This is a genomic window from Pseudomonas fluorescens, assembly GCF_018614775.1.
Taxonomy (GTDB): domain Bacteria; phylum Pseudomonadota; class Gammaproteobacteria; order Pseudomonadales; family Pseudomonadaceae; genus Aquipseudomonas; species Aquipseudomonas fluorescens_BY.
On the sequence record NZ_JAGGOF010000044.1, the window covers coordinates 45,868 to 62,690 of the forward strand.

Sequence of the window (16,823 nt, forward strand, 5' to 3'; positions counted from 1 at the left end):
CCACTGTTGCTCGGGGCGCAACGGGCCATTGCGCGACCTGGTCATACTCTCCCGCCGACGCCTTCTCTACGCTGGGTCATCTGCATCACCCGACTGTTCAAGGAGCGTCCCATGAGTGCCCATCCACCCGCGTACCACGGCGTGACGTCAATGCCGCCCACCCTTGGCGAATCGGCATGAACGGCCGCTGGCTGAAATCCCGGCGGTTCTGGAGCGCGATGGCCGGCCTCGCCCTCCTCGGTTTGTTCGGCGCGGCGCTGTTGATGTGGCGTCCGGCACTGGCGCCCATCGAGCGCCCGCCCACATTCGACAATGCCCAACGGCAACGAGGCGCCCGGGTGGTCGAGGCTGGCGATTGTGCGGTATGCCACACCCGTCCCGGTGGCCAATACCTGGCCGGTGGGCTGCCGTTGGTGACCCCGTTCGGCACCCTCTACAGCACCAACATCACCCCCGACCCGCAAACGGGTATCGGCCAATGGTCGCTGCCGGCGTTCGAACGGGCGATGCGCGAGGGGATCGCCCGCGACGGTCACTTTCTCTATCCCGCCTTCCCTTACGTGCATTACCGGAGGATGGGCGACGACGACATTGCCGACGCCTACGCCTGGTTGATGAGTGGCCCCGCGGTGCATGCACCCGCCCGGGAAAACCGCATGAACTTCCCGATGAACATCCGGCCGCTGGTGTCGTTCTGGAACCTGCTGTTCTTGCACGGCGAGCCCTTGGCGCCGGTGGCGCAGCAGTCCGCGGCCTGGAACCGGGGACGTTACCTGGTCGAGGGGGCCGGTCACTGCGCGGGCTGCCATTCGCCGCTGAACCTGATCGGTGCCGAGAAGTCCGGCGAAAGCCTGGCCGGTGGTCTGGTGGACGGTTGGGAAGCGCCCTCCCTATTGGGTTTGGCCGGCCAAGCGGATGGCTGGAGCAGCGAGCAACTGGTGCGTTACCTGCGGGCGGAAGTGGTGGATGGCCATGGCACCGCCGCCGGCCCCATGCGCCCGGTCAGTCTCAGCCTGGCACGCTTGCCGGCCGGCGATGTGGAGGCGATTGCCGAGTATCTGCTGAGCCTGCAGAGCGAAACGTTGCCAAAGGCAATCGGCGCCGTGGCGCACACGACGGAGCCTGCCGGCGCGCTGCTCTTTGCCAGTGCCTGCGCCGGCTGCCACGGGGCCGCCGCACCGATGCGCACCGTCGACGGCCGTCCGACGCTGAATCACACCTCGGCGCTACGTGCCGCCAGCCCTCGCAACTTCCTGAAGACCGTACTTGAAGGCGTCCCGGCCGATCCCGGAGTGCCCGGTCCGGTGATGCCGCCCTTCGCTGCCAGTTTCGATAATGCCCAGCTCGTGGCATTGGCCGCTTATCTACGCCAGCAAGCCAGACCAGGCCAACCTTGGACCGATATTTCTTCCACGCTCGACGCCATACGCAAGGAGACGAAATGACCCACGTCACGCTCAACGTCAACGGATCAGCCCATGGCCTGGAGCTGGAGCCGGACATGCCGCTGCTCTACGCACTGCGCAACCACCTCGGCCTGAACGGCGCCAAGTACGGCTGTGGCTTGGGGCAATGCGGCGCCTGTACTGTCATCGTCGAGGACCAGCCGGTGTTCGCCTGCCTGACACCCTGCACCGGGTTGGAGGGTAAACAGATTCGTACGGTTGAGGGCCTTGGAACCGCCGAGCAGCCGGGCGCCTTGCAAAAAGCCTTTATCGACAAACAGGCTGCGCAGTGCGGTTACTGCATCGCCGGGATGTTGATGCGCGCCCAGGCACTGCTGGAGCGCAACCCCACCCCGGACGAGTCGACGATTCGTCAATACATGGCAGGTAACCTGTGCCGTTGCGGGACTCACCTGCGCATCATCGAAGCGATCAGCGTGGTCTCGAAGCAAAACGGGAGGGCCGCATGAACGCACGTGCAGAGGTGGATCATAGTCGTCGAGCGTTTCTGCGCGGGGGCGCCTTGCTGGTGGCTTTTACGCTGGTGCCTGCGGCACGCAAGGCCTGGGCGGATACCGAGGTCGACACGCTGGGCACCGTGGTGCTGGCGCCTGACCTTCCCGGCAGCCTGCGCACCAATCCTTACCTGGATGCCTGGATACGCGTCAGTGCCGAGGGCATCACCGTCTACACCGGCAAAGTCGAATTGGGCACCGGCGTAAGAACCGCGCTGCTGCAGATTGCCGCCGAACGCCTGGACGTCTCGCCATCGGCCATCAACCTGCTGACCGCCGACACCGCGCTGTCACCGAATGAAGGCTACACCGCTGGCAGCCACAGCATCTTCGACAGCGGTACCGCGCTGTTCAACGCGGCGGCGCAGGTGCGCCAGTTGCTGCTGGAATCGGCTGCCCGTAGCTGGAACACCACGCCCGCACTGCTGACCACCCGCGACGGGATGATCGAAGGGCCCGGCGATCGACACATGTCTTACGCCGACGCGGTGAAGAATGTCGACCTGCACCTTTATGCGAAGGCGGAGTCGCCGGTGCTTCCGCCTGCACAGTTCAAGCTGATCGGACAGTCGGTGCCACGCCTGGATATCCCGGCCAAGGTCAGTGGCGGCGCCGCTTTCGTCCAGGACATTCGTTTGCCCGGCATGCTCCATGCCCGTGTCATTCGCCCGCCACGCCCGGGTTGTCGCCTTGAGGCCTTTGATGAAGCAAAGGTGCAGTCGCTGCCGGGTGTGGTGCAGGTGATTCGTGACGGTCATTACCTGGCTGTCGTGGCACGCGATGAATGGCAAGCGATCAAGGCCATGCGCAGCGGCTACGAATCCGCGCAATGGAGTGCCGGCCAGGCAATCCCGGCCTCGAAAGACATGCACGCTCTGCTGAAAAAACTGCCGGCGCGGCGCTACCCGATCAGCGCCCAAGGCACGCCGGGCATCGCCACGGGCAAGCGCTACCAGGCGCGCGTGACCAAGCAATACCTGATGCACGGCTCCATTGGTCCGTCCTGTGCGGTGGCCTGGTTCAAGGACGGGACGCTCACCGTATGGACCCACACCCAAGGGGTCTATCCCCTGCGCGCCGGTATCGCCGAGATGCTGCACCTGCCCCTGGAACGGGTGCGCTGCATCCACGTGGAAGGCTCCGGCTGCTACGGTCACAACGGCGCGGACGACGCAGCGGCAGACGCGGCGCTGATCGCACTGCGCATGCCCGGCACGCCGATACGCGTGCAGTGGATGCGCGAGCAGGAAAATCTCTGGGAGCCCTACAGCTCGGCGATGGTGACTGAAGTCCAGGCCAACCTGGATGGGCAAAACCGTCTGCAGGACTGGGCTTATGAGCTGTGGACCACGCCGCATAACGAACGCATCGTCAACGCCGGCAGGTTGCTGCCCGCCCGCCTGCTGGCCCGGCCCTTTGTCAGCGCGCCGTCGGTGCCGATTGCGCAACCCGAAGGCGACGGTGATCGTAATGCCGTGCCGCTGTACGCGCTGGCCTCCACCCGCATCAACATGAACTTCGTCACCGAGATGCCGTTCCGCACCTCGGCGATGCGTTCGCTGGGTGCGCACATCAACATCTTCGCCATCGAGGCGTGTATCGACGAACTGGCTTCCCAGGCCGGGACCGATCCGGTTGCCATGCGTCTGGCGCACCTGACTGACCCGCGGGCCAGGGCGGTGGTGGAACGCGTCCGCGACGCCATCGGCTGGCCCCGCAAAAGCAGCGAGCCAGGCTCTGGCATTGGCTTCGCGTTTGCCCGTTATAAAAACATCATGGGCTATTGCGCCCTCGCCGTCCGCCTGCAGGTGCATCCGCAAACCGGCGAAGTGCAGATCGAACAGGTGGTCACGGCGGTGGATGTCGGGCAGATCGTCAACCCCGATGGCCTGCGCAACCAGGTCGAGGGCGGCATCCTGCAATCGACCAGTTGGACGCTGTACGAACAGGTCGCCTATGACGCCGGTGGCATCCGCAGCTATGACTGGAGCGGTTATCCGATTCTGCGCTTCTCGCAGGTGCCGAAGCAGGTCGACGTTCACCTGCTCGATCAGCCGGGCCAGCCGTTCCTCGGTGCTGCGGAAATTGTCCAGGGGCCCATGGTTGCGGCGATTGGCAATGCCGTGGCGAACGCCACCGGTCGACGCTGGTTGAACCTGCCGTTGATGCGTTCGCAACAGCCTTCCTGAAGGATCAGGTACTGACAGGCCGCTTTCGCGGGCAGGCTCGCTCTTCTCTTTGATTTGTGTCGGTTCACGAGAATTCTGTCCGCCATGTACACCTGTGGCAGCGAGCCTGCTCGCGATAGCAGAGTGTCAGTCGATGAATAAGCTGACTGATACCCCGCCTTCGCGAGCAAGCTTTGCTCCCACAGATCGAGTGGCCGTTACCGCGGCAAGGGATATGTACCCAATCAGCAAATCCCCTTCGTCTGTTGCGTCTGGCGCAACGCAGCGATGTGCCTTCTTCGGATTATCACCAAGCCCCAGGCCGATTAACTTAACGGTCAACCAAGGCAGCAACACCTGCGCGCCTACCCTGTCCGAAATTGGAGAACCCCCATGACCCAGCACTTGTTCCAGCCCATCGCCGTCGGCCCCTACATACTCCCCCACCGCGTGGCGATGGCGCCGCTGACGCGCTCTCGCGCCGGGCAACCGGGTGACGTGCCCACCGCCATGAACGCCGAGTATTACCACCAGCGCGCGAGTGCCGCGTTGTTGATCACCGAAGCGACGCAGATTTCTCGCCAAGGCCAAGGCTACGCCTGGACGCCGGGCATCTACAGCGCTGAGCAAGTGCAGGCATGGCGCCAGGTCAGCGAGCGTGTGCAAGCCGAAGGCGGCGTGATCTTCATGCAGCTGTGGCATGTGGGCCGCGTCTCGCACCCCAGCTTTCAGCCAGGCAATGCCCTGCCCGTGGCACCGAGCGCATTGCCGGTGCCTGGCAAGACGTTCATTGTCGATGAACAAGGCCAGGGTATCTGGGGTGACGTGCCAGTGCCCCGTGCACTGGAAACAGCGGAAATCACCGAGATCATCAACGACTACCGACGCGCCGCGCGCAATGCCATTCGCGCGGGGATGGACGGTGTGGAGATCCATGCGGGCAACGGCTATCTGCTCGACCAGTTCATCAACAGCAACAGCAACCACCGCGAGGACGGTTACGGTGGCAGCATGAAGAACCGTGCCCGGCTGTTACTGGAAGTGGTGGCCGCGGTCGCGGACGAGATAGGAGCCGACCGCGTGGGGGTGCGCCTGACGCCGATGGGCCGTTTCATGGGCATGGGTGACGAGAGCCCGGAAGCGACGTTTGGGCATATCGTTCGCTCGCTCAACCGCTGGAATCTGGCTTACCTGCACCTGGTGGAACCGGCGATGGTCGGCACGGTGAGGGACGAAAATTACGATCCGCGCTGGGACGCGATCATTGCTCAACTGCGCCAGCAATGGAGCGGTGTGCTCATCCTGGCCGGAGGCTACGACGCCGATACCGCCGAGCAGGCGCTGATTCAGGGCCGTGCGGACATCATCGCATTCGGCAGGCCCTTCCTGGCCAACCCTGACTTGCCGCGACGGATCCGTGAAGGGCTGCCGCTCAATACGCCAGACCCGCAAACCTTCTTTGGCGGGAACGAACGCGGGTATGTGGATTATCCCGTCCATCCGTAAGGGGTTTCAGAACACAAAGCCGTGCCCCAGTTCGCTCTCCATCCACTCCAGGAAACGCCTGACCCTCGCAAAGCCCGAGTGCGCCTTGGGAAACACCAGGTGATGCGCCGCTACAGGGGCGCTCAAGGTTTCCGGCGCCACCTCGATCAGCGCTCCAGAGGCCAGATATTTCTGCGCCAACAGTGTGCTTTCGAGGGCGAACCCCAGACCATGGCTCGCGGCTTCCAGCGTCATGTACGAGCGGTCGAAACTCAAGGCGTAAGGGTTTTGCGGGCGTGCCAGGCCGTGCTGCGCAAACCACTCCGGCCACTTGAGCAGCGTCGCCTCGGAGAGGATCAGGTCCCGTTCCAGCAAATCCGCCGCACTCGTGACGCGGTGTCGTGCGAGCAGGGCCGGGGAAGCCAGGACCGCGAAGGCCTCGTTGCGCACGGTTCGCACCTCATAGCTTGGCCAGTTCGGCAGCCCATGGCGGATGTCGACGTCGATCTTGTCCCGGCTGAAATGCAGCGACTCATACGAACATGACAGATTGATCTGGATGTCCGGATGACTCAGGCGAAAAGCTTCCAGGCGCGGCATCAACCAGAGCAAGCCGAAGCTGGGTGATGAGTGAAGTCGCAGGCAGTCGAGGCTGATGTCACTGGACGCGCGCTCTGTCGCGACTTCCAAGCTGTGCAACAGCCCCGAAATGTCTTTCAGGTACTGCTCGCCCACCGGCGTCAGCGTCACGCCACGTGCCGCGCGAACGAACAGTTGGCGGCCGATCATCGCTTCCAGTTTTGCCAATTGATGACTGATGGCCGAAGGCGTCAGGTCGAGGACTTCTGCTGCCCTGGCCAGATTGCCAAAACGAGCGGTTTGCTCGAAGGCTTGAATAGCTTTCAGCGGTGGCAGGTTCGCAGGCGTGTTTCCGTCATGGCGCATGGTAACTCCGTAGAGGTTTCTCAGGGCTTCCCGGGTTGTTGGATTCAATCACCTGCACCAGGGTTTGGCGAGTGGTGAATTTTTTTCACCTACCAGTGAAGTTTGCATTATTGCTCACGCCCTCTGCTCGGAACACTCTGAGTCATCGATCACGCATCGACCCATAAAAACAATCAGAGGAACCGCTCATGCTGCTTCAAGGCAAAATCGCAATCATCACCGGCGCTGCATCGGAACGCGGCATCGGCCGGGCCACTGCCGTGACCTTCGCCCAGAACGGTGCGCGCGTCGTGATCCTGGACCTGGATGAATCCGCTGCGCGCGATGCGGCCGCCGCCCTCGGCGAAGGCCATCTGGGCCTGGCTGCCAATGTCGCCGACGAAACCCAGGTCAAGCAGGCCGTCGCCCGGGTCATCGAACATTTCGGCCGTATTGACGTGCTGGTCAATAACGCCGGTGTCACCCAACCCATCAAGACACTGGACATCCGCCCTGGCGATTACGACAAGGTGCTCGACGTCAGCTTGCGTGGCACGCTGTTGATGTCCCAAGCCGTGATTCCCAGCATGCGCGCGCAATCGTCAGGCAGCATTGTTTGCATGTCGTCGGTGTCGGCCCAGCGCGGGGGTGGCATCTTCGGCGGCCCGCATTACAGCGCCGCCAAGGCCGGTGTGCTCGGCCTGGGCAAAGCCATGGCGCGAGAGTTTGGTCCGGACAAGATCCGGGTGAACTCCATCGCCCCGGGCCTGATCCACACCGACATCACCGGCGGCCTGATGCAGGATGAGCGACGCCACGCGATCATCGAGAGCATTCCCCTGGGTCGTCTGGGCGCCGCCCAGGATGTGGCCAACGCCGCGCTGTTCCTCGCCAGCGACCTCTCTTCCTACCTCACAGGCATTACGCTGGATGTAAACGGCGGCATGCTGATTCACTGATGACACGTGAGCGGGCCGGCGACGGCCTGTGCTGTTCTGGATCGATGATACGCCGGGCGACTGGGCCTGGCGGTCTATAAAAACAAGAGATCAGACCATCATGACCACCCTGACGCTCGACGCGGTTTCGACCGTGCGCTCCAATGCCTACCGCAAGACAGCCTGGCGGCTGATGCCCTTTCTGATGTTGTGCTATCTGTGTGCCTATCTGGACCGGGTCAATGTGGGGTTCGCCAAACTCCAGATGATGAACGATCTTGCCCTGAGTGAAACCGTCTATGGGCTGGGGGCCGGCATGTTCTTCCTCGGGTATTTCCTCTGCGAAGTGCCCAGCAACCTGATTCTCCACAAGGTCGGCGCTCGCCGCTGGATCGCCAGGATCATGATCTCCTGGGGAATCATCTCCGCCCTCTTCGCCTTCGTCGAAACCGCCTGGCAGTTCTACGCCTTGCGCTTTCTGCTGGGGATTGCCGAAGCCGGCCTGGCCCCAGGCCTGCTGCTGTACCTGACTTATTGGTTCCCGTCCTATCGGCGGGCCAGGATGACGGTCTTGTGGTTCATTGCTATCCCACTGTCCGGCATGATCGGCGGCCCACTGTCCGGCTGGATCATGAACCAGTTCGCAGGCTTTCATGGCTGGAGCGGCTGGCAGTGGATGTTCCTCATCGAAGCCGTTCCGACGGTGGTCGTAGGCCTGTTGGTACTGACCTACCTCAAGGACGGCGTGCATCAAGCCACCTGGCTGACCGATGACGAAAAGGCGCTGATCAACCAGGAGCTCGCTGAGGACAACAGTTGCAAGGTCACCCATGCCTCGCCACGGGAATTCATCCGTGATCGTCGCCTGTGGCTGCTGGCGTGCATCTACTTCTGCGTGGTCATGGGCCAGTACGCAATCACCTTCTGGCTGCCAACGCTGATTCGTAACGCGGGGGTTTCCGACCCCCTGCACATCGGTCTGCTCACCAGCCTGCCGTACATTTGTGCAATCGCCGCAATGCTCCTGATGGGCCGTAGCGGCGACAAGCACCGAGAACGCCGCTGGCACCTGGTTGCACCGATGATCGCCGGGGCGACCGGGCTGACGCTGGCGGCCCTTCTGGGCGGCAACCTGCTCTTCTCGGTGCTGAGCCTTTGCCTGGCAGCCGCCGGTGTGCTGTCCGCCTCTTCACTGTTCTGGATGTTGCCGACAACGCTGCTCGGCGGCGTGTCTGCTGCGGCGGGTATCGCCGGCATCAACAGCTTTGCCAACCTGGCCGGTTTCTGCTCGCCGTACCTGATCGGCTGGATCACTACCACAACGGGCTCAAGCGCTATCGGCATGTACCTGATCACCGGCGTGCTGTGCATCGGTGCTTGCCTGGTACTGCGGATTCCCGCTGCCTCGGTCAATCGTTAAGTCTCGGAGTCGTCATCATGACTGTTACCGCATCCACCACGCCGCCATCGGCTTTGGCAGATCGTGCCCACAACATTCGCCACCACGCATTGCGCATGGGTCAGGTCCAGGGCCAGGGCTATGTCGGCCAGGCCTTGGGCGCCGCCGATCTGCTTGCCGTATCCTATTTCCACGCACTGCGCTACCAGGCGCACGACCCGCAATGGGAGGAACGCGACCGTTTCTACCTGTCGATCGGGCACTACGCGATTGCACTGTACGCGGCACTGATCGAGGCTGGAATCATCCCCCTCGAAGAGCTGGAAACCTATGGCGCGGATGACAGCCGCCTGCCGATGTCGGGCATGGCGGCCTACACGCCGGGCATGGAAATCACCGGTGGGTCCCTCGGCCATGGCCTGGGCATCGCCGTGGGCGCCTGTCTTGGGCTCAAACGCAAAAAATCTGCCTCATTCGTCTACAACCTGCTGTCCGATGGCGAGCTGAACGAAGGCTCGACCTGGGAAGCCGCGATGTCGGCCTCGCACTGGAAGCTGGACAACTTGATCGCAGTCATCGACGTCAACAATCAGCAGGCTGACGGTCACTCTAGCGAGGTGCTGGCGTTCGAACCTATTGTCGACCGCTGGCAGGCCTTCGGCTGGTTCACCCAACGGGTGGATGGCAACGACATCGCCGCCCTGGTCGAGGCGTTCGACGCTGCGCGCAGTCATTCGGACGCACAACCTCGCGTGATCATTTGTGACACGAAGATGGGTAAAGGCGTGGACTTCCTTGAAGCACGTGAAAAGACCCACTTCATCCGCGTCGACGAAAACGAATGGGATCTGGCATTGAACAACCTGAAGGTCGGGAGAACCGTATGAGCAGTGTGAACACCCCCGCGAGCGGCAAGAAACGCCTGACAACGTCGGCCATGATCGCCTCGATTGCCGCTGAAGGCCAGGCGACCCGCTCCGCACCGTTCGGTCATGCGTTGGCCGCCCTCGCCGAGCAGCGTTCGGACATCGTCGGGCTGTCGGCCGACCTGTCCAAATACACCGACCTGCACATCTTCGCCAAGGCACACCCGGACCGCTTCTACCAGATGGGCATGGCCGAACAGCTGCTGATGAGCGCCGCCGCCGGTATGGCCCGCGAAGGTTGCGTGCCGTTTGCCACGACCTATGCGGTGTTCGCCTCACGCCGGGCCTATGACTTTATCTGCATGGCCATTGCCGAAGAAAACCTCAACGTCAAGATTGTATGCGGCTTGCCCGGGCTGACCACCGGTTACGGGCCGAGCCACCAGGCCACCGACGACCTGGCGATCTTCCGCGCCATGCCGAACCTGATGATCGTCGACCCCTGCGACGCCCTGGAAATCGAACAAGCCGTGCCGGCCATCGCGGCGCACAACGGGCCGGTCTACATGCGTCTGCTGCGCGGCAACGTGCCGTTGGTGCTCGACGAGTACGGCTATCAGTTCGAGATCGGCAAGGCCAAGACCCTGCGCACCGGCAGGGACGTGCTGATCATCGCCACCGGCCTGATGACCATGCGCTCGCTGGAAGCGGCGCAGAAACTCCAGGCCGATGGCATCGATGTCGCCGTTCTGCACGTCCCGACCATCAAACCCCTGGACGAGCAAACCATTCTCGCCGAGGCCCGCAAGTCCGGACGCCTGGTGGTTACGGCCGAAAACCACTCGATCATTGGCGGCCTGGGCGAAGCGGTCGCGACGGTACTGCTGCGCAACGGTGTCACGCCCACTTTCAGGCAGATCGCTTTGCCCGATGCCTTCCTGGATGCGGGTGCACTTCCGACGTTGCACGACCGCTACGGTATTTCGACCGAGGCTGTCTGCGCGCAAATCAAAAACTGGCTGTAAGCGCTGAAATCGCGGGGGCTGTCGGCCCCCGCTTCGCAAGGAGTGATCAATGGACGCTGAACAGCTGCTGGATCCGTCGTATCGGTTCTTTCTTGACGAACCCCCCAGTCGGTGGACGCTTACCACGCTTGCTGAAATCAGGCATCGAGTCAGCAGCGGCTATAAGCCAGCATCGTCCGCACGCTGTGAAGTCCTATGGACATCAGGCTCGCCGGCCATTTCGGGCGTTCGCGTGTGCCTGTACCGGCCCGAGGCGCCACCTGACGATCAGGCGCTGGCGACCGTTTTTTACATTCACGGAGGCGGTTTTGTCCTTGGTTGCCCGGAGATGGCTGACGATTACCTGGCCGATCTCGCCAATCAGTTGAAGGTGGCGGTTGTGGCGGTGGATTATCGGCTTGCTCCAGAGCATCCGTTCCCGACGCCTCTGGAGGACTGTTACACCGCGCTGGGCTGGATGGAGCGCAACAGCACAACTCTGGGACTGGACATGAGCCGAGTGGTCATCATGGGCCACAGCGCAGGTGGCGGCCTTGCGGCTGCGCTGGCGATCGCCGCGCGGGACAGAGGGTGGCATCCGATTGCCGGGCTCTTGCTCATTTACCCCATGCTCGATCATCGAACCGGCTCATCAACCGCCCCTGCCACTAATCCCACGACCGGGCGATTGGGTTGGGGGCCAGAGGCCAACCAGTTCTGCTGGCAGTGCATGCGAGGTTCATATGAACTCGACGACGAGCGATTGGCTCTGTTCTCTCCCGCCCTTGCACCCGACCTGAAGGGCCTGCCAACGACGTTCGTCTGCGTTGGAGCGCTGGACCTGTTCCTGGAAGAAGACGTGGACTTTGCGCTGAAGCTTTCGCGCTCCGGCGTGGCGGTGGAGCTTCATGTGTATCCCGGCGTGCCGCATATGTTCGATCAGTATCCAGGGGCGCTGACAGCGCGTTGCCGTGATGACGTTGCGGCGGCGATCAAGCGGCTCTGTTGACCGAAGGGCGACAGGACCAGCCTGAGGAACGTAACGATTAATCCGGCAGTCGGAGCAATCAGGCCCCTTCGCAAAGATATTCACGCCATGCCCCTACGATTCGCCGCCTTCATCGCACTCCTCACCCTGGCAATCCATCCAGCCAGCGCACAGGAACCGCTGCGCCTGGAAAGCCTAAAGCGTTGTGGCGACCTCCTGGAAAGCCGGCGCCAGGACTGGTGCCTGACCGTGCGTGGGCTGGGTGACGCCGTGCCAACGCTGCACCTGGGGGTAAAGACGCTACCAGCGGACGCTATCCAGCGCGAGGGGGGAAACCTGCGCTTGCGCCTGGACAGCGCCGATTACCAAAGCGGTGCGCTTTGGCTGGAGGACGGCCCGCGCGTCAGCAACGGGGCCTGGTTGACCCTGCGCAACAGTCACGTAGTGGCCGCCGGACCGGGGGAAGTGGCGACCAACATGGACGGCCTGACCACCTACGTCGATCTGGTCAGCCTGCTGATCGAAGAAGATCACGATGGTCGCCAGGAAGCCGAGCGTCTTGCCCGCAAGTATGGCGCGCAGGTGGTCGGTAGCATCGCCCCGCTGAACCTGTACCAGCTTCGCCTGCCCGCCCGGGATCTGGTCCAGCGTGACGCGTTGGTGCTACGCCTGGGCAGTGAAACCAGCGTGGACGCCGTGGTGGTCGAGGAATCTGGCGCCGAAGAAAACGAGCAGGCACCCGCCCGTCCTGAAGAACCGCAAAAACCGCCGCCGGACTCCGACGAATGGGCCGCCAACCGTTTTCTTGATGCGGTGAACTACTACCAGCGACGCATCCCCGGACGGCAGGCACCCATCCGCCCGCAACCCGTGCGCATCGGCCTGATCGAGCGCGATGTCGATTTCGACACGGCGGATTTTGCCGATTACCTGGGCGCCTGCTCGCCGCCCCGAACCTGCGTCTACGCGCGCGATGCGGGCAAGCCGGACAACCACGGCACCACCGTCGCCGGTATCCTGGCGGCGCGCTGGAACGATGGCGGCAACAGCGGTTTTCTTCGCGGCCTGGACAAAGCCAGCGGGGGTTTCGAGGTCATCGTCGAGCGGAACTCCGATGCCGGGATTACCGCCAACATCGCCGCCTCGGTCAACCTCGTGGAAGACGGCGTGCGTGTGCTCAACTGGAGCTGGGGCATCCACCGCGTTGGCGCCAAGGACGTCAAAGGCAATGACGTGGATTCGCTGTTGCGCTCGGGCATCGCCATGGGCGGCTACGAGGAACTGCTGGAGGAGTTCTTCCTCTGGTTGCGCAAGGAGCATCCGGACGTGGTGGTGGTGAACTCCGCCGGCAATGGCTCGTCGTTCTCGGGCAGCGATGAGTACCGCCTGCCCTCCTCCTTCATCACCGAGCAATTACTGGTGGTCGGCGGGCACCAGCGCAGCGAGCGCGATGGGCTTGCCGTCGACGACCCCGCCTATGCGGTCAAGCGCAGTTCCTCGAACATCGACATGCGCGTCGACATCACCGCTGCCGCTTGTGCCCACGCCTCTACAACCCAGACCGGCGAGGACGGTGCCGTGCATTGCGGCACGTCCTACGCCACGCCCATGGTTGCGGGCCTGGTGGCGGCGATGCTGTCCATCAACCCGCAACTCCAACCCGAGCAACTGCGCATGCTGCTGCGCCGCAGCGCCATGACCATTGGCGACAATCACGACTTCGAGCGCATGGACGCCGAGGACCTTACCGCGCCCATCCTGCCGTCGGAGCGCGGCTACCAGCTCAACAACCAGGACGTGGGCCGTTCGGCGCGGCTGGACATGCAAAAGGCGTTGGATCTGTCGGTGCAGAGTCGTGAGCGGGTGCGCTAATGGTGGCGCACCGGCTAATCACCAGACCGCAATATGCGAATCCGCCCGCGGCTCGGTTCCGCCACACAACACCCCACTGACCGGATCGCGCAGAATGATCTGTCCGCGACCGTAGTTCGTCAGGTCGCTGCTGACCTGCACCTGATGGCCGCGCCGCGCCAGGGCATTGACCAGGTCCGGTGAAGCGCCGTGCTCGATGCCGACCTTCATCCCGCCAAGCCATTGCCAGCGCGGCGCGTCCAGGGCCGCTTGCGGGTTGAGGCCGAAGTCCACCAGGTTCATCACCATCTGCACGTGCCCCTGGGGCTGCATGTAGCCGCCCATGACGCCGAAGGGGCCGAGGGCCTGGCCGTTCCGGGTGAGGAAACCGGGAATGATGGTGTGGAAGGTCTTCTTGCCCGGGGCCAGGCAGTTGGCGTGGGCAGGCTCCAGGCTGAATTCCTGCCCGCGATTCTGCAGGGCGATACCGCTGTCGGGCAGCACCACGCCGGAGCCGAACCCGTGGTAGTTGCTCTGGATGAACGACACCATGTTGCCTTGCGCATCGGCGGTTGCCAGGTACACGGTGCCGCTGGCGTGCGGGTCGCCAGGCGCGGGCGGCAGGGCCTGTTCGCTGATCTGCGCGCGACGACGGCTGCTGTAGGCGTCGCTGAGCAGGTCGGCCACGGCCACGCGCATGTGCAGCGGGTCGGTGATGTAGTGCAGGCCGTCGCTGTAGGCCAGCTTCATCGCTTCCAGTTGTCGATGCCAGGTCTGCTGGCTGTCACGGTGATCAAAATCGAAGCCTTCGAGCAGCTTCAACGCCATCAAGGCCACCAGGCCTTGCCCGCTCGGCGGGATTTCCCAGACATCGACACCTCGATAATTGACGTGGATCGGCTCGACCCACCGGGCGCGATAGTCCTTTAGGTCGGCGCTGCGCAAGTAACCGCCGCTGGCGCGGGAATGGGCATCCAGGCGTTCAGCCAATGCCCCGCGGTACAGACTTTCGCAGCGGGTAGCTGCGAGTTCTTCGAGGGTGCGGGCCTGGGCCGGGTTGCAGAACACCTCACCGGCTCGCGGCGCTCGGCCGTCGATCAGGAAGGTCTCGAACCATGCGTCCAACACCTGATCCCGATGGGGCGTGAATTCGTCCAGGGCGATCTGCCATTGATGGGCAATCACCGGCGACAGCGCAAACCCCTCCCGCGCAAGGCTGATCGCGGGCTGGAGCAATTCGGCAAAGGGTAATTTGCCGAAGCGCTGCGACAGCTCGGCCCAGGCCGAGGGGCAGCCCGGCACCGTCACCGGCGTCCAGCCATAGAGCGGCATCTGTTCATGGCCGGTGGCCCTGACTGCGTCGATGTTCAGTGTGGCTGGCGCCTGGCCGTTGCCATTGAGGCCGTGCAGCTGCCCCTTGCACCAGACCAAGGCAAAGGCGTCACCGCCAATGCCGCAACCCGTGGGTTCGACCACCGTCAGCGCCGCCGCCGTGGCGATGGCAGCATCGATGGCATTGCCCCCCTTGTGCAGGATCTCGATGCCTGCCTGGGCGGCCAGCGGCTGGGATGCGGCAACCATGCCCCGACGGGCAAAAACACTTTGGCGTTGCGAAGGATACGGATACTCGTGAGCGGAAAATTTCAACATGACGAGGTCTCTTCACAGACGAAATGAGTCAGAGCACGCGACTCAGGAAAGCCCGGGTACGCGGGTGATTGGGGTGGCTGAAGATCTGCTCCGGTGGGCCTTGCTCGATGAGTTCGCCCTGATCGAGGACCACTACGCGGTCAGCCACTTCACGGGCAAAGCCCATTTCGTGGGTGACCACCACCATGGTCATGCCCTCCTCCGCCAATTCCTTCATCACCTGCAACACCTCACCCACGGTTTCCGGGTCGAGGGCGCTGGTGGGTTCATCGAACAGCATCGCCTGGGGTTTCATCGCCAATGCCCGGGCAATTGCCACGCGCTGCTGCTGGCCGCCGGAAAGCATCGACGGATAATGGTCGGCCTTGTCCGCCAGCCCAACCCGCTCCAGCAAGCTGCGGGCCTGCTCCAGCGCAGCACTGCGAGACACGCCGAGCACCTGGATCGGCGCTTCGATGATGTTCTCCAGGGCCGTCATGTGCGGGAACAGGTTGAAGCGCTGGAACACCATGCCGATGTCCCGACGCTGGCGGGCAATGTTGCGTTCCGAATCCCGCACCAGGCTGCCATCGCCCCGCTCGCGGTAACCCATGGCCTGGCCGTTGACGCGGATGCGCCCGCCCTGGATGTCTTCCAGCAGGTTGATGCAACGGATGAAAGTGGTCTTGCCCGAGCCCGACGCGCCAATCAGCACCACCACCTCGCCACGGCGCACTTGCAGGGAGATGCCCTTGAGAATCTGCAGGTCGCCAAAGGACTTGTGCACGTCCAGCGCCTCGATGATCAGTTCTTCGCTTTTGTGCGCCATGGTTAACGCTCCCTCAGCATTTTCAGGGTGCTGCGACCGAACATCCGCGTAGCCGCCGGCGGCGGTGCCGAGGGCCGGTCCGACTGACCGAAACGGGTTTCCAGCCAACGTTGGAAAAAGCCCCACAGTGTCGTCAGCAACAGGAAATAGATCGCCACCACCAGGTACAGTTCGAACACCCGAAATGTCGCTGACGTTACCATTTGCGTGCTGAGCAACAACTCCTGCACACCGATCACGCTGACCAGCGTGGTGTTCTTGAGCATCACGTTGAACTCGTTGCCCAGCGGCGGAACGATGACCCGGAACGCCTGCGGCAGGATGATCCGGCGCATCAGCCTGGCGAAGGTCATGCCCAGGGAACGCCCGGCCTCGTACTGGCCCTTGTCGACCGCGCCGATGCCGGCGCGGATGATCTCGGCCATGTAGGCGCCTTCGTTGAGGCCCAGGGCAATGATCGCCGCCTGGATGTTGCCGGGGATCACCAGGCCGAACAGGTCGATGTCTTCGAAGCGGAAAATCCCGCCTGCGGCCAGTGCGGTGTAGAGAAAGACAATCTGCACCAGCAACGGTGTGCCGCGCATCAGCCACACGTAGAAGCGCACCGGCAAGTGCAGCAACGGGTTCTTCGACAGCCGCAACAACGCTGCCGCCAGCCCGAGCACGCAGCCCAGCAGCATCGCCAGCACGCTGATCACACAGGTCAGCCAGAGCCCGGTGAGGTAGACCCCGCTGGGCTGCAACAGGTATTGCCAGAACACATCCCAATTGAAATTCATCGA

General features: G+C 63.2%; 14 protein-coding genes. 10 read left to right on the top strand and 4 right to left on the bottom strand.

The genetic code is table 11. From position 1 onward, the window contains the following. Positions 1-176: 176 nt before the first annotated feature. The 4 genes from J7E36_RS11920 (at position 177) to J7E36_RS11935 (ending at position 5,634) form a co-directional block, all read left to right on the top strand. Entirely contained in the window at positions 177-1,445 is a 1,269-nt protein-coding gene (locus tag J7E36_RS11920; protein WP_215003057.1) for a c-type cytochrome, read from the top strand. After that, the gene (locus tag J7E36_RS11925; protein ID WP_215003059.1) at positions 1,442-1,915 is read left to right on the top strand and encodes a (2Fe-2S)-binding protein; all 474 of its coding nucleotides are present in this window, start codon (positions 1,442-1,444) and stop codon (positions 1,913-1,915) included. Before J7E36_RS11920 ends, J7E36_RS11925 begins: the two co-directional genes overlap by 4 nt. Beyond that, a complete protein-coding gene (locus tag J7E36_RS11930; RefSeq protein WP_215003061.1) occupies positions 1,912-4,149 on the top strand; it encodes a xanthine dehydrogenase family protein molybdopterin-binding subunit in 2,238 nt (745 codons plus the stop codon). The genes J7E36_RS11925 and J7E36_RS11930 overlap by 4 nt, the downstream gene beginning before the upstream one ends. A gap of 372 nt (positions 4,150-4,521) precedes the next feature. Continuing rightward, entirely contained in the window at positions 4,522-5,634 is a 1,113-nt protein-coding gene (locus tag J7E36_RS11935; protein WP_215003063.1) for an alkene reductase, read from the top strand. 6 nt (positions 5,635-5,640) lie between these two features. On the opposite strand, the gene J7E36_RS11940 is transcribed toward J7E36_RS11935, so the two are convergent. Beyond that, on the bottom strand, positions 5,641-6,558 hold the full coding sequence (locus J7E36_RS11940) for a LysR substrate-binding domain-containing protein (protein ID WP_215003065.1): 918 nt from the start codon (positions 6,556-6,558) through the stop codon (positions 5,641-5,643). 188 nt (positions 6,559-6,746) lie between these two features. Between J7E36_RS11940 and J7E36_RS11945 the strand changes: the two genes are divergently transcribed. From J7E36_RS11945 to J7E36_RS11970, 6 genes are all read left to right on the top strand, one after another. Next, positions 6,747-7,496 carry an SDR family NAD(P)-dependent oxidoreductase gene (locus J7E36_RS11945; protein WP_215003068.1) on the top strand — a complete coding sequence of 250 codons (750 nt, stop codon included), beginning with the start codon at positions 6,747-6,749 and terminating at the stop codon, positions 7,494-7,496. 100 nt (positions 7,497-7,596) lie between these two features. Then, positions 7,597-8,895, top strand: a complete 1,299-nt coding sequence (locus tag J7E36_RS11950) for an MFS transporter (RefSeq protein ID WP_215003070.1) — start codon at positions 7,597-7,599, stop codon at positions 8,893-8,895. Between the two features lie 17 nt (positions 8,896-8,912). Then, entirely contained in the window at positions 8,913-9,761 is an 849-nt protein-coding gene (locus J7E36_RS11955; RefSeq protein ID WP_215003072.1) for a transketolase, read from the top strand. After that, complete coding sequence (locus J7E36_RS11960) at positions 9,758-10,765, top strand: transketolase family protein (RefSeq protein WP_215003074.1); 1,008 nt, start codon at positions 9,758-9,760, stop codon at positions 10,763-10,765. The genes J7E36_RS11955 and J7E36_RS11960 overlap by 4 nt, the downstream gene beginning before the upstream one ends. Before the next feature lie 49 nt (positions 10,766-10,814). Next, positions 10,815-11,753, top strand: a complete 939-nt coding sequence (locus J7E36_RS11965; protein WP_215003076.1) for an alpha/beta hydrolase — start codon at positions 10,815-10,817, stop codon at positions 11,751-11,753. Between the two features lie 87 nt (positions 11,754-11,840). Then, complete coding sequence (locus tag J7E36_RS11970; protein WP_215003078.1) at positions 11,841-13,604, top strand: S8/S53 family peptidase; 1,764 nt, start codon at positions 11,841-11,843, stop codon at positions 13,602-13,604. Positions 13,605-13,622: 18 nt separating this feature from the next. Here the strand turns inward: J7E36_RS11970 and J7E36_RS11975 are convergent, their stop codons facing one another. From J7E36_RS11975 to J7E36_RS11985, 3 genes are read right to left on the bottom strand one after another with little or no spacing between them, the layout of a single operon-like run. Next, positions 13,623-15,233, bottom strand: a complete 1,611-nt coding sequence (locus J7E36_RS11975; RefSeq protein WP_215003080.1) for a gamma-glutamyltransferase family protein — start codon at positions 15,231-15,233, stop codon at positions 13,623-13,625. Between the two features lie 28 nt (positions 15,234-15,261). Next, entirely contained in the window at positions 15,262-16,041 is a 780-nt protein-coding gene (locus J7E36_RS11980) for an amino acid ABC transporter ATP-binding protein (RefSeq protein WP_215003082.1), read from the bottom strand. Between the two features lie 2 nt (positions 16,042-16,043). Then, positions 16,044-16,820, bottom strand: a complete 777-nt coding sequence (locus J7E36_RS11985) for an amino acid ABC transporter permease (RefSeq protein ID WP_215003084.1) — start codon at positions 16,818-16,820, stop codon at positions 16,044-16,046. Positions 16,821-16,823 lie beyond the last annotated feature (3 nt).

Coding starts and splice junctions, on each gene's coding strand:
- J7E36_RS11925 (WP_215003059.1), top strand. CDS start 1,442: ATGACCCACGTCACGCTCAACGTCAACGGATCAGCCCATGGCCTGGAG.
- J7E36_RS11960 (WP_215003074.1), top strand. CDS start 9,758: ATGAGCAGTGTGAACACCCCCGCGAGCGGCAAGAAACGCCTGACAACG.
- J7E36_RS11950 (WP_215003070.1), top strand. CDS start 7,597: ATGACCACCCTGACGCTCGACGCGGTTTCGACCGTGCGCTCCAATGCC.
- J7E36_RS11930 (WP_215003061.1), top strand. CDS start 1,912: ATGAACGCACGTGCAGAGGTGGATCATAGTCGTCGAGCGTTTCTGCGC.
- J7E36_RS11955 (WP_215003072.1), top strand. CDS start 8,913: ATGACTGTTACCGCATCCACCACGCCGCCATCGGCTTTGGCAGATCGT.
- J7E36_RS11970 (WP_215003078.1), top strand. CDS start 11,841: ATGCCCCTACGATTCGCCGCCTTCATCGCACTCCTCACCCTGGCAATC.
- J7E36_RS11985 (WP_215003084.1), bottom strand. CDS start 16,820: ATGAATTTCAATTGGGATGTGTTCTGGCAATACCTGTTGCAGCCCAGC.
- J7E36_RS11940 (WP_215003065.1), bottom strand. CDS start 6,558: ATGCGCCATGACGGAAACACGCCTGCGAACCTGCCACCGCTGAAAGCT.
- J7E36_RS11945 (WP_215003068.1), top strand. CDS start 6,747: ATGCTGCTTCAAGGCAAAATCGCAATCATCACCGGCGCTGCATCGGAA.
- J7E36_RS11920 (WP_215003057.1), top strand. CDS start 177: ATGAACGGCCGCTGGCTGAAATCCCGGCGGTTCTGGAGCGCGATGGCC.
- J7E36_RS11965 (WP_215003076.1), top strand. CDS start 10,815: ATGGACGCTGAACAGCTGCTGGATCCGTCGTATCGGTTCTTTCTTGAC.
- J7E36_RS11935 (WP_215003063.1), top strand. CDS start 4,522: ATGACCCAGCACTTGTTCCAGCCCATCGCCGTCGGCCCCTACATACTC.
- J7E36_RS11980 (WP_215003082.1), bottom strand. CDS start 16,041: ATGGCGCACAAAAGCGAAGAACTGATCATCGAGGCGCTGGACGTGCAC.
- J7E36_RS11975 (WP_215003080.1), bottom strand. CDS start 15,233: ATGTTGAAATTTTCCGCTCACGAGTATCCGTATCCTTCGCAACGCCAA.